The sequence below is a fragment of the Uliginosibacterium sp. 31-12 genome (assembly GCF_030548425.1).
Taxonomy (GTDB): Bacteria; Pseudomonadota; Gammaproteobacteria; order Burkholderiales; family Rhodocyclaceae; genus Uliginosibacterium; species Uliginosibacterium aquaticum.
Genome location: NZ_JAUOOA010000011.1, coordinates 78,382 through 103,507 on the forward strand (window position 1 = coordinate 78,382; position 25,126 = coordinate 103,507).

Sequence of the window (25,126 nt, forward strand, 5' to 3'; positions counted from 1 at the left end):
GCTTCAGACGCGAAAACGCCGCACCGTCTCCACCAGCGCCACAGCCAGCTGATCCAGGCTGCGCGCATTGTGGTCCACGGATTGTGCCGCGCCGTTGCTCTCCTCGCACATGCTGGCAATCTGCTCGACCTGCTGCGCAATCAGCTGGCTGGCCGAACTCTGCTCGCGCAAGGCAGCATTGATGCGCATGCTGGCTTCGGTGGTCTGATCTGCGGCCTGACTGATCTCACCGATGGACTGCTCAGCCTGCGAAGCCAGCCCCAACTGCTCCTCGAAGGCCTGCACCACGCTGCGCACATCGGCAATCGCCTGCACCGAACTTTCCTGGATGAGTTTTACCAGCGCATTGATCTGAGCGGTTGAACTGGTGGTTTTCTCCGCCAGCTTGCGCACCTCGTCGGCCACCACCGCAAACCCACGCCCCTGCTCACCGGCTCGCGCCGCTTCAATGGCGGCGTTCAGGGCCAGCAAATTGGTCTGGTCAGCAATTTCCTTCACCGTCTGCACGATGCCGGAAATGGCGTCAGAACGCGTTCCAAGCTCCTCGAGTACCGCAGCCGTCTGATGCACGCGCAAGGAGGTGCGTTGCAACTGCGCATTGCCCTGCTCGACAGCACCGTGCCCGTTCCGCGCACTGTTGCGCGAGCACCCTGCCAGTTGCTCGGCTTCCTGCGCCGCATCACCCACCTGACCGACACTGACGGTCAGCTCCTCGACCGCTGCGGCCACCGAACTGGCCGCACTGCTCTGGGCATTGCTCGAATGCCCCATTTGATCGACCGCACTGGCGATCGACGCAGTCTGCCGGGCAAGCTCATCCATTCGTGTGTGGATCTCCCGCACGATCTGCTGGAAACGCTCGAGCATCTGATTAAGCGCTACCCCGCATTCCGCCAGCTCATCCTTACCGCTCACCGGCGCGCGGTGAGTCAGATCCCAGTCCTGCTCCACCTGCAACATGGTGCTGCGCAGGCCGGACACCGAGCGCATGATCGATTGCAGCAGGTACCAGCCGACCCCAGCCAGTCCAGCCAGTACCAGCACCACGCCTGCCGCAGTCAGCCACTGTGCGTTATGCATGATGCTGGCGGCCTCCGCCCTGAAGTGCTCGGTCTGCTCAAGAGCGTAGGTCGCAATCACCTTGTCCAGCTCGGCCATTGCCGCAGCCAGGGTTCGGTCCATGCCACGTACAGCCACATCCACCTTCTTGCCCGCTTCCGGATCGGCCGGATCGAACTGCTGCAGAGCACTGCGGTATTTCTCACCCAAGGCCTTGAGTTCGCTATCCGCCTTGCGCACTGGAGCAGCATCCAGTCCCACTCGCTGCATCCCCGTATCCAGGATAGCCAGGGCCTTGGCCACCCGAGCCTCCTCCTCTCCAAACTGCTTGAGATAGCGCTCGTAAAGTGCCTTGTCATTGCCCCGGATGAGAATGTTCTTCCATTCCTGCACCTGGGTCTTGAAGGCCACCTGCGCCTCCGCTCCGGTCTTTTCCAGCTCAGCCGCCACCAACCGGCTTTCCAGGCCAGCATCCAGTTTGCCCTCCAGGCGCTGCATCTGCCACAGCCCGCACAGCCCCTGGCCGAGAATGATCGCAGCCCCCAACAGCAGGATCATGAGCAATTTCGTTCTGATCTTCATTTTTGCGCCCTTCGCCGACAAAGCGGATCAACAGCCTGCTTTACGGCTCACCAGGGTCACGACTTGATCACAGATTGGAGCACCTGAACCTAAGGACATAGTGCCCCGACTTGGCACAGGTCATACCACGCGGACGGGAATCGGCAATAATCGCGCTTGCCGCTGCGTGGCGGCGCCCGAACCCGTAGCTTCCCACCATGCATATCCTTATCGTTGGTGCAGGACTCGCCGGCGTGACAGCCGCCTGGTACCTGCGTACCGCCGGTCACAGCGTTACCGTCATCGAGCGCAATGCCGCTCCCGCCCTCGAAACCAGCTTTGCCAACGGTGGCCAGATCTCCATCAGCCACCCCGAACCCTGGGCCAACCCCGGCGCACCGCTCACCATCCTGAAGTGGCTAGGCCGCAAGGATGCCCCACTGCTTTTCCGCTGGCCCGCCGAGGCCGCACGCATCAAGTGGGGGTTGCAGTTCCTGCACGAATGCCTGCCCCACCGCACCCGTCGCAACACCCTTGCTATTGCGCGTCTGGCAGCATTCAGTGGCCACGAACTGCGCGCCCTGCGTGAAGCCACCGACATTCACTACAACAGTCTCTCGCGCGGTGTTTTGCACCTCTACTTCGCCAAGGAGAACTACCTCCACGGCGAAGCCCAGCAACGCGTGCTGAGCGAGCTCGGCATCGCCTCGAAGATGCTCACCCCCTCCGCCTGTGTGGATCAGGAACCCAGTCTCGCGCACGTTGAAACGCGTCTGGTTGGCGGCATGTTAGGAAGCGAGGATGAAAGTGGCGATGCCCAGCGCTTCGTCACGGAACTGACTGAGCGCTGTCGCGACATCGGCGTCGAGTTCCTGTTCAACGCACGCGTCCGCAGCCTGATTCGTGACAACAACCGGGTCGGCGGGATCGAGATCGAACGCGACGGGCAACGTGAAACCCTCGGAGCCGACAGTTACGTCATCGCCGCTGGCAGCTACAGCCCCTTGCTGGTAAGGTCACTGGGCGAACGGCTGCCGATCTACCCGGTCAAGGGCTACTCCACCACCCTCAAACTGAAAGATCCCTCCCGCGCACCAACGGTCAGCCTCACTGATGAATCCCGCCGCATCGTCTGCTCCCGCCTCGGCGACAGCCTGCGCATTGCCGGCACAGCGGAGCTCAACGGCTACAACACCGACCTGGATCCGGAGCGCTGTGGCGCCCTGCTGCGCTGGGCAGAAGACCTCTTCCCTGGCGCCTGCGATGCCAGCGAGCCCAACTACTGGGCCGGCCTGCGCCCCACCACCCCCAGCAACCTCCCCATCATCGGCCGTTTGGGCTACGACAACCTCTACTACAACACTGGACACGGCACCCTGGGGTGGACGCTGGCGGCGGGATCAGCCAGAAAACTCGCCAACCACATTGATGGATTAACAAGTTGGCCCTGAAGAATCAGGTGTTCACCGGACCGGAATGATCGTAACGGCCGATGCCCTGGCGATCAAGCTGCTGGCGAGCAGGTGATTTGTGCAACAAAGCCTGACGGGATTAGAAATCCGGCAAACCTAACTGCGCCTATTCTCTCACTCGCCCCCTTATGCAGGGAAGCTTGCAGGGCAGACTACTTTGGAAATGCCTGAGAAACCAAAACACGCTCATAGAGCTTCATATACGCACGCCCCACTTGCGTTGTATCGAACTTTTGCACACACCGTTCGCGAGCTGCTTTCCCATATTGTGCGGCGACCTCTGGATTATCGATAAGATTCTGCATAGCCACGGCAAACGCCTCAGGATTCGCTGGCGGAACGACTAAGCCTGTCTCAGCATGAACATTGACGTAAGACGTCCCGGTACCGATTTCTGTCGAGATCATCGCCTTACCCAAGGCAGCTCCTTCCAGCAAAGAAACGCCAAAGGCCTCAGCTCGTAGGTGCGATGGAAACACGACAGCCCTACACTGCTGAATAAGGGCGAACTTATCTTCATCTGAAACCCGGCCCAGGAAGTGCACATTCCCCAGTCCGGCCGCAAGATAGCGCAGCCGGTCACGCTCGGGGCCATCGCCAGCAATAACCACATTAAACCCCGTTATGCGTGCGGCCTCAATGAGGTACTCCAGCCCTTTGTAGTAGCGCAGAACCCCCACAAAAAAGAAGAACGGCTCCGGAAAGCGGCGTTGCCAAATCTGGGCGACCTCATCGGAGGCAGGCTTTATATCGGAGGGATCAATCGACAACGGAATCACATCCACCGAGCGCCCGGTACGCGACAGGTACTCACTGGTGCGCGCATAGGCCGGCGAAGTCGTGATGATCGAACTCGCCCCCGCCACGAAATGCGAGCGCAGCGGCGCGTAGATGGCTTCAGCCACCCGCTGGCGAACGATGTCGGAATGATAGGTGATCACATAGGGCTTGCCGGGGTTGCCCAACAACTCCAGCACATCTCCGAAAGGCCAAGGGTAGTGGAAATTCAGGATATCGGCACGTGCGGCCAGCCGGCGAAACCACAGCACGCTCAGCGGCGAACCGATATCGCACGACGACACATCCACCACGCTCCTGGCGCGGAACACTTCCGCGTCATCGATGCGCAGCACATCCGGACGCGGCTTCTTCGCCAGCGTGAAAACCGACGATGTCGCCCCGGCGCGCGACAGGCCGCAGGCGATTTGACGGATCGCCTCCTGCAACCCCCCTTGAGTTTCGGGGAAGTAGGTTCTGTAAATGTGGAGAACTTTCAAGCTCGCACACCACAGGAAGAATAGGATTTAACCATGAGCATGGTTACTGAAATGCATGTCATTAGAATGTAATGTGCGAAAAAGCAGCAAGGTCATGCCACGAACTAAATTTAACGAATGGCAGAAATTTCTGCATAGCAAACGCCAGACAAAACGCCTTCCGGTAAATTGAGATCAAACTCCCGCAATCTGGCGCCATTGATGGCGACCGGAATCGTGACACCGTTGCTGCCAAACTTCAAAGTACTTTCTGAACCCCCACCGAGGCTGGAACGATACCTTGCCACCAAAGTCGCTGATGGGCACTCAGGAGAGACTGTCTTGGCATGAAGCGAAGCTATCGCGCCAAATTCAGGATTCAACATCAACCGGGAATGCCCTGTTCGTAGCCTCACACCACCGTATTCCAGCGCCTCAAAGCCGATACCAGCCGTTCCGAATGTACCCCATGGATCGTCCGAATCCATCACAAACAGAGCCTCTTTACCAACATTCTCTTTTCCAATTTCTAATTTTGCGGAAGTGATCAACTCCAGGGCCTCGTCGAGGCTCGGCGAAGCTGTTCGTTTGTACAACGTAGCCCGGATTCCGTAAATCAAATCCTCCTGAATTACCACTTCATTTTTTTTTGCCCATGCGCCGCCAACCTGCTCCGATGCGAATGTGATATTGCGTTGCTGATCCGGCGGCAAGCTGTATTGATTCGGGAACACAGCGAGAATAGATTTGGCGCTTAACAAACCCGAGATTATTGAAGGATCTCTCTTATCGACGTTAGATGTCGGTACAAAAGTCAGTCGCTCCTTCTCATCCGGAAAGAGCTGAGACTCCCCCTCTTGAATGGTCGACACGTTCAAATCCACACTGGACGAAACAACCAATATATTGCTGCGCAAATCTTCCCGAGATCGTAACGTGGATATTATCCGCACTAGGGCGCCATAGTCTGGACGACTCAAAGGAAAGAACCGTTCAGCCATCGCTGACAGCACCCCTCTGCTCAAAACCTGCTCCATGCTTGGCCGCAGGTTGCACACCAAAAATTGAAAAAACAGAGGGACAAAACAGACAAACAGCCCGACACCTCGCAACCAAGACTTACACAACCATAAATTGACCGCCAACGCCGAGACTCCAATCAGCGTATAAGCCTGCAATGCGTCAGAAGTATAGTGAAAACCTGCCTGTCGTACCTGCCCTACCCAGACCCCAACCCATACAACAGTAATGATCGGAATGCATAGCACGCGCCTCCTTTTCCACACCCCAGGCCGAAATAGGCACCATATGTATCCCGCTGACGCGAAAACGATATTCATTGGTCCGATTATCCGGATAAACTCTAATATATTTTGGCCTGGAGATACCTCATAAGCCTCATACAGGATGCCTTTGGGGTTGTTCAGGCTATTAATCACAACATCGAACATCAAAAGCAGAACAAAAGACACAGTCAAAAACACAGAAAAACCTGCTTTGGCGACAGGAAAAAAACAACAAAGCAATGATTTAACCGTTCCGCGCCAGGTCTTCTTGACGTTGCCTATCGAAGCTGCAAGCGTAGAGATCAATAGCAAAAGCCAGATAGAAAAAATCGTGTAGACGAAATGCCTTCTGCAAGCGATTGCAGCACCCAGCAGCAAACCAACTACTACAGCGGTACGCAAGCGCGAAATCACGGGATCCCGCGCAAAACACACCAGTGCAAATATGGTGGCTGCGGAAGCAACAATGTCTGGATATCCACGAATCGCCAAACCATGAATGGACGGCGACAAAAATCCCGCTAGTAAGGTCAGTGCAATAACGGCATTCTTATGCCGGCGCTCAGGAACTAAAATCTCACAAACAAGGCAGCCACACGCAACAAAAAAAACAATGGAATAAATTGCCTCAATCGAAGCTACATATACATCCCTACCCAAGCCGGCAATAGCCATGACAGGAAGGATCGGAATCGAGACGAATGTCGTCACGCCATCTCTGTCTAGCCCCTGGAGCAAGGCCACAAATCCACCAACAATGCCTTGCTGAAAGCTCTGCACTACATTTCTTGCAGACAACCAGAAGGACGTGTAATCCCAGTAGTAAATAAAACTTTCACTTCTGGAAACCCACAAAGCGTAAAACAAATGCGCAGACACAGCGGCAGCGATAATTGAGAACAAACAAATATTATCGCGACGCTTAAAAATCACACCAAGCAACATTGACGCGCGCCCACCCTGCTCGGAAAAGAATTTAATGTTCATAGAATGATGTTGGTACGCGACGCAGACAATTGGAGCGCTTTATCTTTCGACAGCGGGAGTTCTGAGCTATCTCAGTTACGAAAATCTGGAACGCGACGACTCTATCGCTTTAAAATACGCAAACTCCAGCTCTTCAGCCACACGGTCCCACGTAAACTGGCGGACTCTCTCTCGAAGCAAGGGTGTATTTTGTGACTCAACAACCGCTTTATTGAGCTTCTGCGCGATATCTTCCGACCTCTTTGGGTAAGCATAGAAAGCTCCGTCCCCAAAATACTCGTAGGTACATCCCTCGCTAGTGATAACAAGCTGGCAGCCTGCAGCCGCAGCCTCAAGGGCTGCGAGACCCGGGGTTTCGAGCAGACTTGGCAGCGCAAACACTTTGCATGCCGAATACGCCGACCGCAGAATTTCACTACGATGGTCGAGGTATCCAAGGTAGCTAAAACTCTCAGCATACTGAGTACTTATCCGGGAAAAATATTCTTGATCACGTACATTACCTATGAGTACCACATGCATCCCAAGGCTAGATGCGGCTTCCAGCAAAGCCAACTGATTCTTGCGAACTTCTATGTTTCCAACACACAAAACGAAGGGCTGATGAATATTGAAATGTGACTCAAACACTCCTGGAGATATCGCTTCAAAAAAATCGCTATCAACACCATTGTGAGTGACATGGTACTTCTCCCGCGGAGCGTCAAAATGACTGATGAAACGCTCGACCTCTGCTTGTGAATTTGGGCAAATAACGTCAGCAATTGACGTTAGCAACCCGATTTCTCCCATCGGATATTGATCGATGTACTCAGATAGCCAAAGAATGGGACTGACAACCAGAGGAATTTTCTGATTGTGTGCATACATGCAAAGGTTGTAAGTCCCCCCTTGTACAGAAAAGTGGTGAATTACATCTGCATCGGACAGAGAGTGCTCCCACTGATTGAACAACACGACCTCATGGCCGCGACGCTCGAGTGCCTCTTTCGACTTCAGGAGCTGTATCTCACCGCCACCGGGGCACTGAAAGGCGACAGGATATGTATTAAAGAATATTTTCATCCGACTCACACTCAATTGAGCTTTGATTTTGAGTTTGCCTCAAAGCATTGACGAAAACATTCAAGATCAGATTGCCCGGAAATCGACAGATCATTGATTTTTTCAAGCATTTGATCGCAAGCAGGAAGGCTCTCTGTCTTCGCTGGCGCCCATCCGCCTTCGCGAAGTATTGCAGCCTTTTTCTCAAGAGCTTCAACGGCAATGGCTGCGCTTCTCTCCCAAGAAAACTGCTTGTGCCATTGTTCGCCATGAACTTTCACTCTCGCACGAAAAGCCCCATCCCTCAGACCGTGCAGCATTTTTCCCGACATCGACTCAACACTGTATGGATCAAAAAGCGCCTCGTCCAGACCAACTACCTCTGGAATACATGAGCAGTTCGACGCGATGACAGGCGCGCCCGCCGCCATTGCCTCCAGAACAGGCAGGCCAAAGCCCTCGTGCAGCGATGGAAAAACATACAAAGTACAAGCTTGATACAGGCAGATCAACTCGTGGTCTGGCACATAGCCAGTCATAACAAACTCGCCCTGCCTCAAGCCGAGTTCCGCGGCGATCGAGGTGAGCTGCTTTCGCAACGATTCATCAATCATGCTGGCAACAACAAGCTGATGTCTTGAGCGCACGTCTGTCGGCAAAATGGCATAAGCCTCCAAGAGGCGTTTCATATTCTTGCGCACATCAAAACCGCCGGGCGCATAGAAGATGAACCCCTGACTTACGCCAATCCGGGCGAGCACCTCAGCAATCTCTTTAGATGAACGCCGAGCCTCAAGAAAGCACGCATCAGTTGCCGAAGAGATGTGCACCACATCGTCAGGAGGCATTGCCATCCACTCAATTGCTTCGCTGCGTGAGTATTCAGAGATGGCAAGCAATAGATCAGCCTTCTTGGCGTCGGCGAGTTTACGCATGTAGTAGTCGCGAAAAGGGCCTTCGGGCATGTACTCGTCCGCCATGACCAGTGGAATCAGATCGTGCTGGGTCAGCGAGGTCGGGATGTGCACGCCCAACATGCCTACTGAGCCCACCGAATCATCTCCCCAGCCATCAGCGAGGAGCGCGGGTACGTGAACAAAGTCGGGCTCGAGGCATGCGATGGCATGCTCTCTCAAGATACGTGCCGCCATTTGCCGCCATGCATTTTCGGGTGCACCGGCTGCACAGGGAGATGGGATTCGAAAAGAAGTCAGCCTCGCGCCCGGCGCATTGCGACGAATATCGTCGCGAAGTTCGTGCAGCCCATCTGAAAAGGCTTCACTCAACAGGCACACCACCTCATGTCCGCGCGACATAAGACGATTGGCCATTGCCAGCATAAGTGCCCGCGAACCGCGCCCGATGCCACGATAACGACTACCCGACTGGCATGCCTGAAAATCAAGCACTACTCGCATCAACACTCCCTGAGAGACCTGATAAGTGCTGCGCCAATCTTACCTGCCGTCAGCGGAAGCTTCGAGATGCCCCCGATACTCACCATAGAAATTTGCGAGCTTTTTGGCATAGAGCTGAACGCTCTGAAGGGGTGATAGATCAATGCCTTGCTCCTCATACCAAGCTCGTTCTGCTCGGTACTGATTTTTAGCCTCGTTGTGCATAGCACGAAGAGACGACACGCTGGTATAGCCGAACTCCTTGACCCAGAATTTCCGGTCCACCTTTGCACGCTTGAATGTATCCCGCACACCATAGGTATGCGAGTGGTAGACGCCAGCATCCGGTGCATACGCTTTCGCATACCCTGCCTCAATGATATCTCGAGCCCATATCTGGTCTTCACCGTACTCAACATCGCGATAGGGAACTCTTTCCCATACAGATTTTCTGAGACAGGAGTTGTTGTCCGAGTAGAAGTGCATGAACTGGCGCATGGACAGAGATGCATCATACTCTGCGCGGTCTTCGATCCTGACGACTCGCGGCCCTTTGTCGAAGCCTTGCATGAATGACTCAAGGTCATGGCGCATCTTCGGCCCCGATGCCGGGTATGCATAATGCCGGCCAAACACTCCAGCCACTTCAGCACTGTCCATCATTGGGCGCACAAGGTTAGCTAACCAGAACTCGTCGACTGGCAATGCATCCTGCGTGAGGAAGGCGACATACTCGGAGTCTGAGAGTTGCACTCCCAAATTTCGAGTCTTACCATGCCCAAACTCTTTTTGTGGGATTTCCTTCAGACGAATCCTACCTTTTCCTGCCGCATCTCTCACGTAGCCCAGAGCCAGATCTGTGGATCCGCTATCGATCACGAGTACGTCGTACTCGAAATCTACTTTTTGGGAGAGAGCCATGCCAAGCACTGCGAGCAACAAATCCCCGCCATTGAGAACAGGAATAACGACTGTCGCCTTATTCATCGCCATCAAGCCTTGAAATGATTGCAGCATTCACTTTCTGAATCGAGGCATCCCACGAGTCTTTCGCTACAAACCGGATTCCGGCCTCACCATACTTCTGCCTCAGCTCGGGAGATGTCAGAAGCGCCTCAAGTTTGTCTGCAATCGACTCCGGATCAGGCTCAGCCTTGAGAATCAGGGAGTCGTCGAACTGCATGTTGATTGAATCAGTATTTAGTTCCACGACGGGCAATCCGCAAGCCATCATCTCTTTGGGTAGCAATGAGTAATTCGTTCCCGAAAAAACAATGCCCATATCCGCGCTGCGATACAATCCTGCCAGTTCGCGCTCGCTGACAACACCGTGGTCTACGTAGTCGTAAGCGACCTCTAAAGGCGGAAGCTCCCAGCCAAAAAAATCCACCTCGAATTCCAAACTTCGTTCGGCCAGAAGATCAAGCGCCAAAAGCATCAACTCCACACAGCGTCTCGGAGTAACAAAACGCGAGTAACAGGCGATACGAGGAACACCTTCTTTTTTGGAGGTTGAGGAAAAATAGATACTCTTGTCTACCGAAAGATCCCAAGACATCGCCCAGGCGCCGAAACGCTCTCTCATGCTGTGCTCGAGCCACTTTCCTGCGCACAGGCAATCGAAGCCGAACTTGTAAGTCGCCAAGGTTATGTAGTACTCAGAGCCAACCGCATAAAACATTTCCTCCTGGTCCTGCACAAAGTAAAACCTGCGTGAAAAATTCGCCATGGCCCGAACCGGGTAGCAGGTATAGCGATCCGTTGCGACGAGAACATCCCCCTGTATCGCGTCAATATTCTCAGGCAGGCGCCGCACCTCGGCATCTACATGAAAATAGGACTCTTCGACAATCTGTTTGTAGTCGACCCCCTCCGAATCGCCGTGCAGATCCAGAACATTGACCCAAATCGTGCATTTGTGCCCGATCAATTCGAGGCCGCGCACAAACCGGAGAATCGTAGTTAAACCACCGGCGCCACGACCGAACGCAGGCACCACCCAGTGAATATCTAGTGAGCAGGGATCCGGTTGGCGGGCAGCCTTAAGCGCTTTACTTCTGTACTTCGTTACAAAGCTAAAAATAGAGTGAAAACCTTTAGACATTTTTAGTTACCGATGATTTGAGAGAGTCTATTTTTTATGAACAATGAAGTAGCGCCAACTGAATATCGGTCAGAAATGAGCTCGAACCCATTCGCTCCTTTTTTTGCCGCGTCATCGCGCTTTTCAAAAACCCACCGCATTTTCTCGGCAGCATTGTCGATATCTGGATTGAACCATTTCCCTGTTTTATAAAAAGGGTAGTCCAAAGGGCTGATATCGATCAGCTTGCCGTCAACCAAGTACGCGTTCTCATCTGTCAGAAAATCCATACATCCAGAATAACGTGACGCGATGACCGGCTTGTGATGCGCAAAAGCATCTGCCATCAGCCGGCCAAAACCCTCTGCCCTGTGAAGGGAAACAATGCAGTCGCTCGCCTCCAGCAAGGAAGACAGTCTGGCCGGCGAAAAGACCTCATCAATGATGAGCAAACGCTCATCCGATGCAGCACGATTCAGGCACTCACGCCACAATGCATCGTTGGTTGTATTCATCGCCTTAACGACAAGCACAGCTGGATCATCGCGTTTGAACGCGCGCTGGAAAGCCTCGATAACCGCAAGAGGATTCTTACGCGCAATGAACGAAGATCCGTCGAATGCAGTCATGAACACCCAGGCATTTGCAGGAATCCCAAAAGCGTCTCTTGATTGTCCGTCATCGGGATAGGCTTTGACCGGCAGCGGCAACACATGGACAGGCTTGTCCGTAGCAACCGAAAGCGCTTTCTGACAAAAGCTCGAAATGGTCCAGATTTCATCGACAAGATCAAAAGCAAAGCGTGCTTTATCCGGAAATCTCGCCAGCTCCCACTGCCAGATACCCACACGATATCCACCGTCAAACGGATATCGGCCTGCGTCATGACACAAAGCAATCGTATCGAACGCAGGCATGCAAAAGACTTTGCAAAGGCTCGGACCAATTGATTCAATTCGCTCGATACCAGCATAGTCAATCGCCTTTGCGCCGATCTCGCGCTTCGACTGAAAAAGACGCACGTGACCGTACACACTTCGAGCAGCCTCAAATACAAGGCGTGCATCCTCCCCAATCCCGAACTGTCCGCTCGGATAACCGATCACCTGCACATCGGCAATACCCGCATTCGATTGACTGAGCGCTTGAGTGTTCGCAAGCGCCTCAGCGTGTTTAGCCTGATGAACGGCGACTGCACTGCAGTACAATATCCCCGCTAGTGCAGATGAACATTCCGGAAAGGTCAAAGCGCCCTCCCGCTGCCACCAGTCGAGCGCATCTGCTGCGCTAACAATGCCCTTTGCGCCAACCAACTGAGCCAGCACGCGTATACCACGCAATGCCTGCCGGGCGGCCTCTTGCGGCGAAACAACTTCACCCATCTCAACCAGTGCCATGATATGCCCAGATCCATATCGCGGTTCAGTTGCATGTGCGTAAGCAAACCGAAAGCACGCTGCAAAAAGCGGCGCCAGCACCAAGTGTGCAATAGCAGCAAAGCTCCTCATCCCACCGCATTCCAACCAGTTTGCAACATCCTGGCCAAGATCACCCGATACGGCATCCCCTGCAAAATAAGCCAGGCTGCGTGCATCTCGCGTGTCCATAAAATGCAGAAACAACGCAAGGGGATTGAGCGGCAAGCACTCAGATCCTAATGGACGCTCAATTACAGCCGTCAACATCGACGCGGGCAGCACTGGCATGCCTCTGTGCGCAAGATTGTAATCGCGCTCTGCATACCCGAGCCACCACCGCCAGAAATCGGCCTTTGCCGAGTCTTCGGAGAACAATTCATTCACGTCAGGCCTGTGGGTCAAGACGGCCTGCATTAGCGAAGATGCTTCTGGTACCACTCCCTGCAGATAGTCACAGAAACCACACTGATGGTGTGCCGTCACAACGCTGGCTGTGACCCGCTGACTGACGCCGTCGAAGATCGTCCTGCCGCGAGCGATCCACCAATAAACCAGAGATCCCGGCTTGGACTCATCTAAATGCAGTTCATTCTCTTCTCCGGTGATTTTCATCAGAAATTTAATCAAATCTGATGGCCTATCTGCGAATACGAACTCGCGCCCGGACACACCCAAAGGCAAACCAGAGTCAGGCAACTGGAGAGCCTTGCAACCATACAGACACCACCAAAGCCAGTAACCACGCGCTGCTGGCTCTTCGCTCAAATCGGGATACTGGGACTGCAAGTCTGCTCGCGATGCATACACGCTCCGCATCAGTCGAGTGAAATCATGAACTCGCAAAACCGGTGGTGCAGAATCGAGTGTGTGCAAAGTCTCCAGCAAGGCCTCAGTCAGCCTGGCAGACTGCGGGGAAAACATTGACTGCCCAACCTGGAACCACCAGAAAATCACCCTATCATCTTGTTGGGCAACTGACGGGGCCGGCAAATTGTCGCCGATCACATCACGGAAGAATTTTATGGTCTTTAGTGCGACACCTGAATCGAGCGCGCCCAATGGCTCACTGGGTGTCGGAAAGCCCCGTAACTCAAGGCCTAAGGCCGAGCTCCCAAAACCGCACCACCATTGCCAGAATCCGAGCGCCGAGATTTCCTCCTCGAGATCAGGGTACTGAGCCTGAAGATCCGACCTCAAGCCATATACGATACGCATCAAAGGCGTAATCGCAGAGTGCGAAAGCGGAGCCTTGTAATCAAATGAATGCAGTCCCCTCCGCAATGAAGCATTGATCTCGGGCGCAAGCCCGGGATGCAACCGCCGTCCGTGTTCTAACCACCAAACCACAAAGCCGGCTCGCCCTGCGTAGCAATCCAGATCCAAGTCCTGCTGAAATAGATATCCCTGAGAAGCCCAAAGGCCTACCAGAGACTGAGGCAAGCACCAACCAGAAATCGAATATTCAGAATGAGTTGTGGGCGTCAGCATAATATTTAATTATTTTTCACACCAGAGCCTGCATTGCTCTATTAATTTTTGATACCCAAAAGAGCGCAATACTTATCAAGAACAATTTCCGTTGAATAATTTTTCAAAACATTCTCATACGCGTTTCGCACCATACTTTCACGAAACTCAACGCCTGCCTCTATTTCAGACATCGCCTCCAACCAAGAATCTTTGTCGTTATTAACTAGCAATGCATCGACACCATTATTTAGTCGAGATCTATAAGGTTCAACATTTGAAAATACCCCGGGTATCTTACTAGCCCCATACTCAATAAATTTTACTATTGACTTTGCTGAATTGAACCTCAAAGACTCCGGATCCTCCCTCCCGCCAAGCGGAACAAGTGAAAACAAAAAGTCTTCAGTTTGTAAAATATGCTTATGTGAACGCCAGTCAGTAGCCCCTCGATATAGCATTCGCGTGAACTTGAAACTTTCCTGAGGAAGGTCTGAAAAGACATGAACCAAGCAGCCCGTTGTCTCACAAAATTCGTTAACAGCGGAGAAAAAATCATTTCTGAACGACTCGAACTTCAGTCCTGCAGCATTTGTGAAAATAATATTTTTTGAGACCTCTCCTGAAGAGCACTTGACAGCAGAAAAGCTCTCAAAGTCATACGAATTTGGAATTACATGAATATCATTTCTTGAAACCCCAAGACCCTCTAGCTCATTACCAATCACCGAATTCTCGACACTAATCTTTGTAGCCAAGGAAATATGCTTAAAAACAGATAATTTTGCCCGCTCTGCCCCGGAGCCTAAATCAAAATAAGCTGGGTAAAACCCAACCAGATCATCGATGTCGTAAACAGTGAAAACGCCTCTATTTTTCAACTCTTGATGCAAGTCAACAGATTTCTGACTATGATGACGGCAAAAAAAAACGGCGTCATCAACACCGACTTTTGCGGCATCCAAATCCTCCTCAGCACACCGAACCCCATACCCTGTCAAACAACTCAACCGTGACAAAGGACCAGTAAGTCGCAATGCAATTGATCTTGATGAAAAAGACCCGCCTCCGAAAGACGCCCCTCTATTTACTATCCAAAGTACTCGTTGAGGCATGACACATCCCGATTTGAAAACTTCATAACCCATGATCCATTTTGATTTTCGACCAGACACGAGACATGCAGATTGTCGATCCTTAAGAAAGGAAAGCGTGCATCTGGTATAGACATAGCTTCTGCCACAACGAAATTAATGAAACCGCCATGAGTCACAGCTAAGATATTATTCTCAGGTCTCGATAGCAGATCTCTCGCCGCTGAACGATACTTTTCAACACTTGAAGTTGCTAAACCATCCCAGCGAAGACCGAACTCACTAAGCTCAACCTCAACTTCATGCTTTGCTCGTCCTTCGAGTATCCCATAATCAACCTCGACCAAATACTCTAAGATTTCAAACTCTCGATTGAACAGTGATGCAGTGGTTTCTACACAGCGTGATAAAGGCGAAGAGAATAAACTCCACTCGCTGGACAACTTATACCTCCCCGCAGATTTGAGGCTTTCCGCCCCTCTCGCGGACAATGGAGAGTTGCCGACCCCACATACGAGATCCCTCTCATTAGCAATACATTCAGAATGGCGCAGCAGCAATATAGTCCTGCTCATAAACAACAGAGCCCACCGTCAATCCGGAATTCGGCTCCGACACAACTCATTTTTGGCTTAGTCAGGAGATCTACTACAAAGCTCGCAACCTCTTCGGGATCGGCGATCGAGCCCGAAGGATACTTCGTTTGTGAGCCTTGCACTTGCTGAGCGCTCATGCCGGCTTTAGTTGCCCAGTAAAGGGGGGTGTCGGTGCCTCCGGGCGCCACGGACGTCACAACGATTTTTCTTGGTGCCAAGTGAACCGCCAAGGATCGTGAGTAGGCGTGCAAAGCTGATTTAGCTGCGGCATATGCCGCTCCGCCGTCTTTCACCCTATGAATCTGATCTGTGGTCGTAAAAACTAACGATTTTAATCCGGCAGCGTCCTGCAGGGACGGCAGTATTGCACTGACAAAATTCAAGTGCGAGTAAAAATTCGCTGAGAACTGTTTCTCGAAAGTGCACACTGAAGAGCTTTCATGGCAATACGAAAGATATGAACCTGCATTTGAAAAAGCGCCGACAATATTTTTAAGACCTGCCTCAGCTATTGAATTTAATAAAACCTCGGAAGAATCAGACCTCTCTAAATCAACACCAACCCATTTGAAAAAATCGGAATCATCTATCTCGGGAAGTCTTCGTGAAACAGCTAGCACCCCAAACCCTCGATCAAGTAATGTTTTTGCGACCCACCTTCCGATTCCGGAACTCGCGCCACTTACTACGAAGGTTTTTTCGGCGCCCCCTAATTTTTTCATGAAGTCACCCATATATTTGGCTAAAACAAAGCATGCACCTTGTTTTTTCGTAGATGACTCTCTGAAAACCCTCTGAACTTACAAAATATATATCGTCAGCTTCCATTCTGTCCGCAAATTTTCTTATGCTAACGCTAAGCGCATCACCGACCGGCCCGTCGGCTATCGCTCGATCGGACTCTTTTATATATTTATTAGGGCAATATCCGCTCATTGGAGGGGATGCGAACGCAAATGAATAATTTTTAGCCTTAAACTTAGCAAGCCACTTCGAAACGAGCATAGCTGTAGTTCCACTAATCAGCGCCTCATCAACAACCAATATGCTCTTACCGACCAGAGAGGACTCAAAAGAGGAAAAATACTCATTGTAATATTTCACTCTTTCTCCATTCGGCATATCTAAGGTTCTGATTCTTTTTTCTCTGTCGAAAATTTCAATATATGGAATATTCAAGTATTCCGAGACGTACTTAGCGTACAAAATTCCCGTCATTGGAATTGGTACGACAAAGTCAAACCGCCGGCATTTTTTCTTAGACACTTCAGCAGCCAGCGATTCAGCAAGCTTTCGCCTGTAGTCTTGAACCAGAATGCCATCAATAGAATGCATCGGATCAAAAGAGTAGATTAAGTTAAACGCACACTGGCTAGGCTCAAGATTTTTCATCTCGTCTTTATCTCATTTACTAGCGTCGCGGCTACGACGTTCGAATGATAACCGTAAATATTTTTTTTAGATTTTAATCTAATTTCGACAAAACGATCTGACACCGAGCTGATCCGCACAGCATGCTTCAATTCTGAAATGATGCTGCTATCTTTGTCGACGAGCACACCCCCTCCCATCCAAAGTTTCTCCAACACCGAAGATGTGACTCGATCATTGGATTCATACAAGTACTTTGCGGACGACAAGCACTCAAACCAATCGCATCCGCCGTATCGGAAGCGTTGTAGAACTTTTGATTTTTGATTTTTATCGACACCTTGCTCAATACTCAGCACATCGTTTGTCAGAATAAGGTTATTTGCGTCTTCCGATAGAAAGTCGAGCGCCTCATACAGCCCTATAGATCGCGCAGGTTCTACCATCGCCAGCAAATCGACACTCCATTTTTCTGTGCTGGGCGCGCTGTCTTTAATGAATTGAAATGGGGCTATGAACCACTGGTGGGCGCGCAACACCAACATAGCGTCAATTTTATTTGTGTAATCTCTATATTCATAATCTGATCGCGCCACCAGCTTTAGGCTTTCAAAACGTTTCCATTCGACGTCGTTAAAATCGACGGAATTCAAAGTGTCAGTATTTGGAAAAATAACAATATTTGCAGTTGGTGGCAAATCTGCGATGAAAGACTTGGATTCCTTTGAAAGTGTAAAAACGCAAAATATCTCGTAACGATCTATACTCTCAGACTCAAGCCCATACACATCAGCATCAAAACCTGCCAACTGGAATCCCCACAAAAGACATCGCGCCTCGATTTCACCACTTGAGGGGCAAGAAAAGTAGGACCACGGGTAGTACATTAAAACCTTAGGCCTCATAAAAACTCAACCCAGGCATATTTTCGTTGAATACATTTTCATGTTTAATTATCTCTCACAGAAAATCCAAATGTCAGATCCAGCATCTTCCGTGTTCTAACTGCCCAAGTATTGCCAGAAACAGCAGCTTTCGAAGCCTCACGAGATATCTTGTCCCTAGATAGCTGTTTCTCGACAGCGGCTATCAGTGAGTTTGCGTCAATAAATATTTCAGCCAAATTCGTTTTTTCCTCCAAAAATGGCAGCCTCGTTGAGACTACAGGCACGCCTGCAGCAATGTATTCGTAGTACTTCATCGGAAACATTGATCGGGTATATTCGTTTAAAAGCGACGGGATCATTCCAACCTGAACTCCTCGAAGATAATCGGGCAGTTCGCGGTAGCTTCGGTATCCCAGAAAGCGAACATTTGATAAATTTGCAAGTTCAGCCACTAGTTCGCTTTGCTGCCCTTCCCTCTCTTCACCAATGAATATCCAGCTCCAGTCTTTGCGGATTTTTGCTGCATCAAGTAACAGTTGGAAGTCAACTTTGAAATCAGACAGTACGCCGTGATAGCCAATTCGCGGCTCCGGAATATCCGCAAGGTCAGCGGGCAAGGGTTTTACATCCATCGCCTTGGAAAAATGGTCTGCATCGACAACATTTGCGAGATAATATGTATTCGGATTTAGTCTCTTACAGCGCTCAACTAATGATGGCGCGGTGGCAAACACAGCGTTCGCGCGACATATAAGAGCGTCCTCGGCTATCCGGAATGCTTGCGCGTCGATGCCAGGAACAGCTGAGAGGTCATCGACGCAGTGGTAAATCAGGGCGCCCGGTGCACCACCATTTAGTGCTTCAAGCATAAATGGGTGGTATGTCCAGATAAGAGGTTGATTAAACCTTTTCCCCCATGTTGAGCGGATGATCGCCGCTTTGAGCAGCAATCTATTGATCTGCCGAGTCAATGCATGGCGATGCCCGGCTGGAATGAGCAACGGGGACAGAACATAAATCCCGGTCGATCTCTCAGGTGCGCCGAAGATTAGTGAAACCAGGCCTTTGCTGAGGCGATTCCAGAGTCGCTTCCAGTCTTTCCTGCTGCCTGCCTTGGGGCTACGCAAACCAACGCTTTCTACATAGAGCACCTTGGTGCCCAAGTCGGCAAGGGACTTTGCGCAGTGTTGTTTGTTGGTCCAATAGGGCTCATCCCAGTCGGCAGTGGCAAACAAGATGCAACTTTGCGGGGGAGGCACTTCACGCTCAGCCATGGAAGGCCTCGCAGGGCTCGCCAAACAAGGCAGACACGATGCGCTCTGATGCATGGCCATCACCATACGGGTTCTGACGTGCGCGGAGGGTTTCACATCTGGCCGGGTCGCTGAGCCAACCATCCACAGCCGCCTCGATAGCAACGGGATCTTGTCCTGCCAGCGTTGCAAAACCAGCCTTCACGCCTTCCATGCGCTCGGTGTGCTTGCGCATGACGACCACAGGGGTACCAAAACTGGGAGCCTCTTCCTGGATGCCACCCGAATCACTCAGCACTAGGCGGGCACGGCTAATGAGATAAAGGCTAGTATGGTAATCGACAGGATCAGTTAGCAGAAGATTGGCTTCTTGCCCTAGCAGACGCAGCACAGGTTCGCGCACAGACGGGTTCAGATGCACCGGGAAGATCCACTGCGTATCCTTGTTCTTCCGGCATAGCCGCGCAAGCATGTGACAAAAGGACTCCATTACGCTGCCGAAATTCTCACGCCGGTGACATGTGACGAGCACGGTCGGACCAGTAGTCAACCGCTGCTCAATGGCGGCCGGCAAAATGGCGGGCATCCCTCCTGGCCAAGTGGCTTTAGCTTGAAGAATGGCATCCACCACGGTATTGCCGGTAATGCGAATAGCACTCTCAGCGATACCCTCAGCGCATATGGCGGCGGCAGCCATCTGCGTAGGTGCGAAATGCAGAGTGGAGACACGCGAGAGCAGGCTACGATTAGCCTCCTCAGGAAAAGGGCTAGCCAGATCACCTGTACGCAGCCCCGCTTCGACATGGCCTACGCGAATGCCACGCTGAAAGGCCGCCAAGCCCGCGCAGAATGCCGTAGTCGTGTCGCCCTGAACCAACACCCAGTCTGGCCCCTCCCGCTCTAGCACAGCATCCAGCGCTTCAAGTAGGCGCGCTGCGAGTATATTCAGCGAGCGCCCGGGACTCATGGTATCGAGCATGATGTGTGGCTGTAGATCAAAAGCGTCAAGGGCCTGCTGGAGCATTTCTCGGTGCTGACCACTGGCACAGACCCGCACCTCAGCGCGCAGCTTCAACGCGGAGATGACCGGGGCCAACTTGATGACTTCGGGCCTGGTACCAAGGACGACAAGGACTTTCACTTCAGAACACCTTCATCAGTCAATGGCAAGAGTTCGCCACGATATTCGACGCCAAACCCGAAAGCGTGGGCTTGAGGCAGCTGCACCGCAAAACTCCGCTCGTTGTGAAGCAGGCTGATCGCTGCGCGCGCACGCAAAAAGTCCAAGGCTTCGCACTCATCCATAAAACAAGGCGCTTGGGCTTTGCCGCGAATGTGGGCGATCAGATCGCAATGCGCCTGGATACGCGTGGTTTCATCCGGCCAGCCGTAAGCGTAGCGTTCGGAGAAGGGGTGGTCGAGAAAACCGAAAAGCGTGCGGGTTTCCAGCGCCCGATCGAAAGAGGCCTTGAAAATCGCCAGCTGGTCACCTTCGGCCAGCATGCAGTCGCCATGCAGCATGGTTTGCTGACTGTGCCCTACGAAACCCTGTGGCAGCCCCGCCAACTCACCGCCCCTGGCCAGCAGAAACTCGGGGTCGTTGCGGACGATGCCGCCGATGCAACCGCTATAGCCTGCGTCGCACAGGCCTTGCAGCGCGTAATGCGGCGACTGATGAAAGGGGGAGACGGCATAGTCTACTGAAACGCCCGTGGCGGCCAGGATGCGATTGCGTGATTCGCGCCCCTCGGCAAACGCGGCCTCGTAGCTGCCTCCCCAGTTCGGCGCATGCGTTGCCGTGTGAGACATCAGCACTCCGCCGTGTTCGCAGAACTCTCGCAAAAATGGGTAGTGAGCGTCGTGCAATAGGTTACTCGTATGAATGGCCAGCGACAGCGGCACGCCCATTTCGCGGTAGGCCAACCAGAGCGGGCGTGCGGAAGTGATGTCCTCATCACAGTCGAGCCGCATGGTGATGGCAGCATCATAGCCCCAGGGCAACTCGCTGAGCACCGGCACGCAAGGCAGCGCATCGGACTGGTAATGCGCCAGGAAGTGCTCAACCATGCGCCACTCGAAAGAGTCGATCGTGCCAACAGACCGATTAACCCAGAGGACATTGCTCGCGGCCAGGGTAAAGCGCGCGGCATAGCTGGTCAGCGCCTGGTCACCAACCTCGACGCGGGCAAGCTCTGCGCCGTCTGGCGCACGGACTGCCTCAGCCAAGCTCCACCTAGAGCCCTCGGCGCGGATTGCCCCGAAGGCCAGATTGTTCCATTCGTCGGTGAAATCGAAACGCTCTAGAGCGCGCTCCCAACCTGCAGCGCCAAGAGACGCGGCGTCAGGCAGATAGCGCACACGGCCGGCACTCTCGGACTGCCCGCGCGACGGTGCAGAAGGACTGCGGGCCCAGGCATCAGTCGGCTCAGGCCATGCGCATGTCTGCACACCAAAGTGGGACTTGAGACCGGCCGGCAGGCGGCCAAACACGATCAGCTTGCGCGGGCGCTCCACAAGCCATTGGGCCAGAAGCTCGCCTGCAGCGTCAGAGGGATCGATCGTCAGCGCCACATCGAAGTGCCCTAGCGCCGCTGGCGCACAGTGCACAGCCAGCGAGTGGCTGACCGAGCGACGCAAGGCAGCCAGCACCAACGCCGCGGACTCATGACGCGGGTAGTCTGCAAGCACGCCGATCATGCCGTCACCACATGGCGGAATTTGGCGCGATGACCGACGCGCACAAAGGCATCATGCCCCACGAACTCGACCGTGAGAGCTCCGGGCCAGTAGCCCTCGATCTTCGCCGCGATCTGCGCGGGATCGGCATGTGGCTCGGGCACAATGCGCAGCACGGGCTTATCGCCTCGCACATCGATCTGAAACTCCTGGATGCCGCCCACACGATGGTCCAGCATGTCTTGAATCGTGTGCGTGGGATAGGCCACGCCGGCTAGATGCACGATGTCGTGAATCCGCCCTACGATGTTGGTGAGAAAGAAACCATCCTTACGCTGCTCGACGCACGCAAGATCGCCAGTGGCATAGCGGATGAGCGGCATGAGGCGGTTGCGGAAACCGGTCAGCACAAGCTCATGGCTGCCACCCTCGGTGACACGACTCTCGGGCCAGCCTTCGGAGTCGAGCACTTGGAGGCCCTTGTCGTGACCATCGAGCTCATAGGCCATCACGCCCAGCTCGGCCAGGCCGTAACGATCAACCACGCGGCAACGCAGGACTCGCTCGATGGTTTCGCGCTGATGAACTTCGAGCAGCTCACCGCTGGATTCGAAGACCTTGAAACGACGTATCGGCCCGTACTTGCGCTGGATGTAGCAGGCCAAGGCATAGATTGTCGAAGGGTGAGCATGGACCATGTAGGGGCGGCGGCGCCCGAGCGTGTGCCAGATTTCTTCGAGGCCCACATCATCCAGGCGATCGAAGAAAATGTTGCTGCGATTCATGGCGAAACACTTGAAGTCCTCGCGCATCGGCCAGCCCTGATCCAACATATCCGGGAAGCGACAGGCAAAGTGAAGCTCGGAGCGCCACTTGTAGTTACCCGCCCGCTCGCGCGCATAAAGGGTAACTGCCGAAGAGTAGTCCGCCGCCGGCTGATCGTAGGCAATGTGGCACGACAAACCGGTGGACCCACCGGTTTTGCACATGTGATGCCGCAAGCCTGCCAGGGGGCGCGAGTACATGCGATCGCCCTGCTCACGCATGATCTCTTTGGTGAGATAGGGCACTTCTTCGAAGTAACGAATGTCTTTGCTGATGCGCTCCGGGTCGAAACCGATGCTTGAAAACAGGTCTCGGTAGTACGGCACGTTGGCCGCAGCAAAGCACAGAGTGTTGAGCAGAGATGTCTTGGCTAGCTGCTCACGCTGGGCAAAGGGCTTGCGATAGTGCTGCCGCAACTCGCGCACTTTCGGGCTGACATCGCGTTTCTCCAGATGTTCGGCAATCGGATAGGCTACCGCCGCGCTGACAAAACCTTTGAGCAGATGGAATGGCGGGAGCGCGAAGAGCTGTTCGGATGCCAGTAGCGCGGGGTGGGTGGAAGAGATTTTCATGCGCGTGGTCAGGCTACGACAGCAATGTGCGGTATGCACTCATTGCTGATGATATTGCCATGATCTAGGTGAATCTTCCGATTGCAGGCCCTGCCGATCAAATCAGGATTATGAGAGGCAATCACAAGAATGGATGCGGAATCGACCAGCTTATCGAGCCGGGCTGCAGCCTTCTGACTGAACTCCGCGTCACCAACACTGAGCCACTCATCCATGATCAGGATCTCCGCCTCGACGCTGGTGGAAATGGCGAACGCAAGACGCAGTAGCATGCCACTGGAATAGGTACGAACAGGCAGATTAAGGTAGTCACCGAGCCCGGTGAAGTCGGCGATTTCATCCACCTTGCTGCGAATCAATGCCGGGCGCAACCCATCCATGATCCCGCGCAGATAGATGTTTTCGAAACCCGTAGCATCCGGATCCATTCCCATGGACACATCGAGCAGTGAGGCAACCTTGCCATGCACATGCAGCGAGCCTGAGACAGGCGCATATACTCCGGACAAAACGCGCAACAACGTCGTCTTGCCAGAGCCGTTGTGGCCAACCAACCCCACCCGATCACCTTCCTTGATTTCGAAATCGAGCTCGTTCAAGGCACGCACTACGGGATGCTGACCCGCATTAAGCCCGATACGGCCGCCAGTGCTGAGGTGCATGACGGTATTTTTCAATGAACGATGCGAATTCTCGAAGATGGGGAACTCGACGCACAGCTTCTCGGCTTTGATGGTTATTTGCATGTCACAACCAGTAGGCGACGCGTTCGCGGCAACGAACCATTAGGTATTGCGCAAACGCAAAACCCAGCACTAGCAGGCCAAATGCCCAGAGCCAGGACTCCAAGGCAACCGGCACGCCCAGAATCGGTCCGCGGACGATTTCGATGAGGTGATGAAAGGGATTTAAATGGGCCACCCAGGCTCGGTGCTGAAGCGCATCCACTCGCCACATGACCGGAGTCAGGAAGAAGCCCACCTGAAACAGGTTGCCAATGATCGGAGCGACGTCCCGATAACGGGCGCACAGAATGCCGAAGACAATCCCCGACCACACTGCATTTAGCAGCAGCAGCAAGAGCCCGGGAATAAGGAGCAGCATCTGCCAGGTGGCCGCGTGGCCGAAAAATAGCATCAGAACCACCACGACTGGCAGGCTGTGAAGCAGGATGATGAAGTTGCGCCAAGTCATGCGGCAAACATGTGCACTCAGTGGCATGCGAATCTGTTTGATGACTTGGGCGGCACCGATCATCACCGTACATCCTTCATTGGCCGCGGTGCTGATGAACTGCCAGACGACCATGCCGATCCCGAGATAGGGAAGATAATCCGAGACCTCTTGCTTGAATAGCGTCGAATACAGAAACCCCAGCACGCCCACCATGATCAGCGTGGTCAGCGTGAACCAGAAGGGACCGAGCACTGAGCGCCGATAGCGCTGGCGGATATCGTGCCAGCCCAAGGCCAGCCAGACGTGGGTAGCACGCAAGCCAGTAAGGATATCGTTTTGTCCGGTGTGACTGCGCCAGTGCTCCAGAGCGCGCGCTTGGTGCGACGTACCGGCTTGCGCCGCAGTGGCGGTGTGCTCAGTTGCGGCCATATGAATCCTCGAAACGCACGATATCGTCCTCTCCCAGATAGGAGCCGGACTGGACTTCGATGATCTCCAGCGGCAGCTTGCCGGGGTTGGCGAGGCGGTGCACATGGCCCAGCGGGATGTAGGTGGATTCGTTTTCGCCGAGCAGCAGGGTTTTCTCGCCATTCACCACTTCAGCGGTGCCGCTCACCACGATCCAGTGTTCGGCGCGGTGGTGGTG

21 protein-coding genes are annotated in these 25,126 nt (G+C 53.3%); 1 reads left to right on the forward strand and 20 read right to left on the reverse strand.

Translation table 11 applies throughout. From position 1 onward, the window contains the following. Positions 1–3: 3 nt before the first annotated feature. The gene (locus tag Q3Y64_RS17775; RefSeq protein WP_303563930.1) at positions 4–1,617 is read right to left on the reverse strand and encodes a methyl-accepting chemotaxis protein; all 1,614 of its coding nucleotides are present in this window, start codon (positions 1,615–1,617) and stop codon (positions 4–6) included. Positions 1,618–1,838: 221 nt separating this feature from the next. On the opposite strand from Q3Y64_RS17775, the gene Q3Y64_RS17780 reads away from it, so the two are divergent. Further along, positions 1,839–3,071, forward strand: a complete 1,233-nt coding sequence (locus tag Q3Y64_RS17780) for a D-amino acid dehydrogenase (protein WP_303563933.1) — start codon at positions 1,839–1,841, stop codon at positions 3,069–3,071. Between the two features lie 173 nt (positions 3,072–3,244). Here the strand turns inward: Q3Y64_RS17780 and Q3Y64_RS17785 are convergent, their stop codons facing one another. From Q3Y64_RS17785 to Q3Y64_RS17875, 19 genes are all read right to left on the reverse strand, one after another. Then, positions 3,245–4,369 (reverse strand): glycosyltransferase, encoded by a 1,125-nt coding sequence (locus tag Q3Y64_RS17785; protein WP_303563935.1) that lies wholly within the window; start codon positions 4,367–4,369, stop codon positions 3,245–3,247. A gap of 110 nt (positions 4,370–4,479) precedes the next feature. Beyond that, positions 4,480–6,621: a hypothetical protein gene (locus Q3Y64_RS17790; RefSeq protein WP_303563938.1), complete on the reverse strand. Its 2,142-nt coding sequence runs from the start codon at positions 6,619–6,621 to the stop codon at positions 4,480–4,482. Between the two features lie 75 nt (positions 6,622–6,696). After that, positions 6,697–7,686, reverse strand: coding sequence for a glycosyltransferase (locus Q3Y64_RS17795; RefSeq protein ID WP_303563941.1), 990 nt, complete (start codon positions 7,684–7,686; stop codon positions 6,697–6,699). Between the two features lie 11 nt (positions 7,687–7,697). Beyond that, positions 7,698–9,083 carry a glycosyltransferase family 1 protein gene (locus Q3Y64_RS17800; protein ID WP_303563944.1) on the reverse strand — a complete coding sequence of 462 codons (1,386 nt, stop codon included), beginning with the start codon at positions 9,081–9,083 and terminating at the stop codon, positions 7,698–7,700. A 39-nt stretch (positions 9,084–9,122) separates the two neighbouring features. After that, entirely contained in the window at positions 9,123–10,079 is a 957-nt protein-coding gene (locus Q3Y64_RS17805) for a glycosyltransferase family 2 protein (protein ID WP_303563946.1), read from the reverse strand. Further along, on the reverse strand, positions 10,042–11,166 hold the full coding sequence (locus Q3Y64_RS17810; protein WP_303563949.1) for a glycosyltransferase family 4 protein: 1,125 nt from the start codon (positions 11,164–11,166) through the stop codon (positions 10,042–10,044). Before Q3Y64_RS17810 ends, Q3Y64_RS17805 begins: the two co-directional genes overlap by 38 nt. A 2-nt stretch (positions 11,167–11,168) precedes the next feature. Then, positions 11,169–13,946: a glycosyltransferase family 4 protein gene (locus Q3Y64_RS17815; protein WP_303563951.1), complete on the reverse strand. Its 2,778-nt coding sequence runs from the start codon at positions 13,944–13,946 to the stop codon at positions 11,169–11,171. 146 nt (positions 13,947–14,092) lie between these two features. Continuing rightward, positions 14,093–14,995 carry a hypothetical protein gene (locus tag Q3Y64_RS17820; protein WP_303563954.1) on the reverse strand — a complete coding sequence of 301 codons (903 nt, stop codon included), beginning with the start codon at positions 14,993–14,995 and terminating at the stop codon, positions 14,093–14,095. Between the two features lie 125 nt (positions 14,996–15,120). After that, entirely contained in the window at positions 15,121–15,699 is a 579-nt protein-coding gene (locus tag Q3Y64_RS17825; protein ID WP_303563957.1) for a histidine phosphatase family protein, read from the reverse strand. Continuing rightward, complete coding sequence (locus Q3Y64_RS17830; protein ID WP_303563959.1) at positions 15,696–16,454, reverse strand: SDR family NAD(P)-dependent oxidoreductase; 759 nt, start codon at positions 16,452–16,454, stop codon at positions 15,696–15,698. Before Q3Y64_RS17830 ends, Q3Y64_RS17825 begins: the two co-directional genes overlap by 4 nt. Further along, a complete protein-coding gene (locus Q3Y64_RS17835; protein WP_303563961.1) occupies positions 16,447–17,112 on the reverse strand; it encodes a phosphoribosyltransferase family protein in 666 nt (221 codons plus the stop codon). Before Q3Y64_RS17835 ends, Q3Y64_RS17830 begins: the two co-directional genes overlap by 8 nt. After that, positions 17,109–17,900 (reverse strand): hypothetical protein, encoded by a 792-nt coding sequence (locus Q3Y64_RS17840; RefSeq protein ID WP_303563964.1) that lies wholly within the window; start codon positions 17,898–17,900, stop codon positions 17,109–17,111. The genes Q3Y64_RS17835 and Q3Y64_RS17840 overlap by 4 nt, the downstream gene beginning before the upstream one ends. A 140-nt stretch (positions 17,901–18,040) precedes the next feature. Next, positions 18,041–19,252 (reverse strand): glycosyltransferase, encoded by a 1,212-nt coding sequence (locus tag Q3Y64_RS17845; protein ID WP_303563966.1) that lies wholly within the window; start codon positions 19,250–19,252, stop codon positions 18,041–18,043. Next, on the reverse strand, positions 19,245–20,372 hold the full coding sequence (gene wecB, locus Q3Y64_RS17850) for a non-hydrolyzing UDP-N-acetylglucosamine 2-epimerase (protein ID WP_303563968.1): 1,128 nt from the start codon (positions 20,370–20,372) through the stop codon (positions 19,245–19,247). Before wecB ends, Q3Y64_RS17845 begins: the two co-directional genes overlap by 8 nt. Further along, entirely contained in the window at positions 20,369–21,928 is a 1,560-nt protein-coding gene (locus Q3Y64_RS17855) for a hypothetical protein (protein ID WP_303563970.1), read from the reverse strand. Before Q3Y64_RS17855 ends, wecB begins: the two co-directional genes overlap by 4 nt. Beyond that, positions 21,925–23,304: a hypothetical protein gene (locus Q3Y64_RS17860; protein ID WP_303563973.1), complete on the reverse strand. Its 1,380-nt coding sequence runs from the start codon at positions 23,302–23,304 to the stop codon at positions 21,925–21,927. Before Q3Y64_RS17860 ends, Q3Y64_RS17855 begins: the two co-directional genes overlap by 4 nt. Before the next feature lie 8 nt (positions 23,305–23,312). Continuing rightward, positions 23,313–24,050 (reverse strand): ABC transporter ATP-binding protein, encoded by a 738-nt coding sequence (locus Q3Y64_RS17865; RefSeq protein ID WP_303563975.1) that lies wholly within the window; start codon positions 24,048–24,050, stop codon positions 23,313–23,315. A gap of 1 nt (position 24,051) precedes the next feature. Beyond that, positions 24,052–24,909 carry an ABC transporter permease gene (locus Q3Y64_RS17870; protein ID WP_303563977.1) on the reverse strand — a complete coding sequence of 286 codons (858 nt, stop codon included), beginning with the start codon at positions 24,907–24,909 and terminating at the stop codon, positions 24,052–24,054. After that, the coding region (locus Q3Y64_RS17875; RefSeq protein ID WP_303563979.1) for a cupin domain-containing protein at positions 24,896–25,126 on the reverse strand (231 nt) is incomplete at its 5' end. The genes Q3Y64_RS17870 and Q3Y64_RS17875, both read right to left, overlap by 14 nt.

Coding starts and splice junctions, on each gene's coding strand:
- Q3Y64_RS17775 (WP_303563930.1), bottom strand. CDS start 1,617: ATGATCCTGCTGTTGGGGGCTGCGATCATTCTCGGCCAGGGGCTGTGC.
- Q3Y64_RS17780 (WP_303563933.1), top strand. CDS start 1,839: ATGCATATCCTTATCGTTGGTGCAGGACTCGCCGGCGTGACAGCCGCC.
- Q3Y64_RS17790 (WP_303563938.1), bottom strand. CDS start 6,621: ATGAACATTAAATTCTTTTCCGAGCAGGGTGGGCGCGCGTCAATGTTG.
- Q3Y64_RS17795 (WP_303563941.1), bottom strand. CDS start 7,686: ATGAAAATATTCTTTAATACATATCCTGTCGCCTTTCAGTGCCCCGGT.
- Q3Y64_RS17800 (WP_303563944.1), bottom strand. CDS start 9,083: ATGCGAGTAGTGCTTGATTTTCAGGCATGCCAGTCGGGTAGTCGTTAT.
- Q3Y64_RS17805 (WP_303563946.1), bottom strand. CDS start 10,079: ATGCTGCAATCATTTCAAGGCTTGATGGCGATGAATAAGGCGACAGTC.
- Q3Y64_RS17810 (WP_303563949.1), bottom strand. CDS start 11,166: ATGTCTAAAGGTTTTCACTCTATTTTTAGCTTTGTAACGAAGTACAGA.
- Q3Y64_RS17825 (WP_303563957.1), bottom strand. CDS start 15,699: ATGAGCAGGACTATATTGCTGCTGCGCCATTCTGAATGTATTGCTAAT.
- Q3Y64_RS17830 (WP_303563959.1), bottom strand. CDS start 16,454: ATGGGTGACTTCATGAAAAAATTAGGGGGCGCCGAAAAAACCTTCGTA.
- Q3Y64_RS17835 (WP_303563961.1), bottom strand. CDS start 17,112: ATGAAAAATCTTGAGCCTAGCCAGTGTGCGTTTAACTTAATCTACTCT.
- Q3Y64_RS17845 (WP_303563966.1), bottom strand. CDS start 19,252: ATGGCTGAGCGTGAAGTGCCTCCCCCGCAAAGTTGCATCTTGTTTGCC.
- Q3Y64_RS17855 (WP_303563970.1), bottom strand. CDS start 21,928: ATGATCGGCGTGCTTGCAGACTACCCGCGTCATGAGTCCGCGGCGTTG.
- Q3Y64_RS17860 (WP_303563973.1), bottom strand. CDS start 23,304: ATGAAAATCTCTTCCACCCACCCCGCGCTACTGGCATCCGAACAGCTC.
- Q3Y64_RS17865 (WP_303563975.1), bottom strand. CDS start 24,050: ATGCAAATAACCATCAAAGCCGAGAAGCTGTGCGTCGAGTTCCCCATC.
- Q3Y64_RS17870 (WP_303563977.1), bottom strand. CDS start 24,909: ATGGCCGCAACTGAGCACACCGCCACTGCGGCGCAAGCCGGTACGTCG.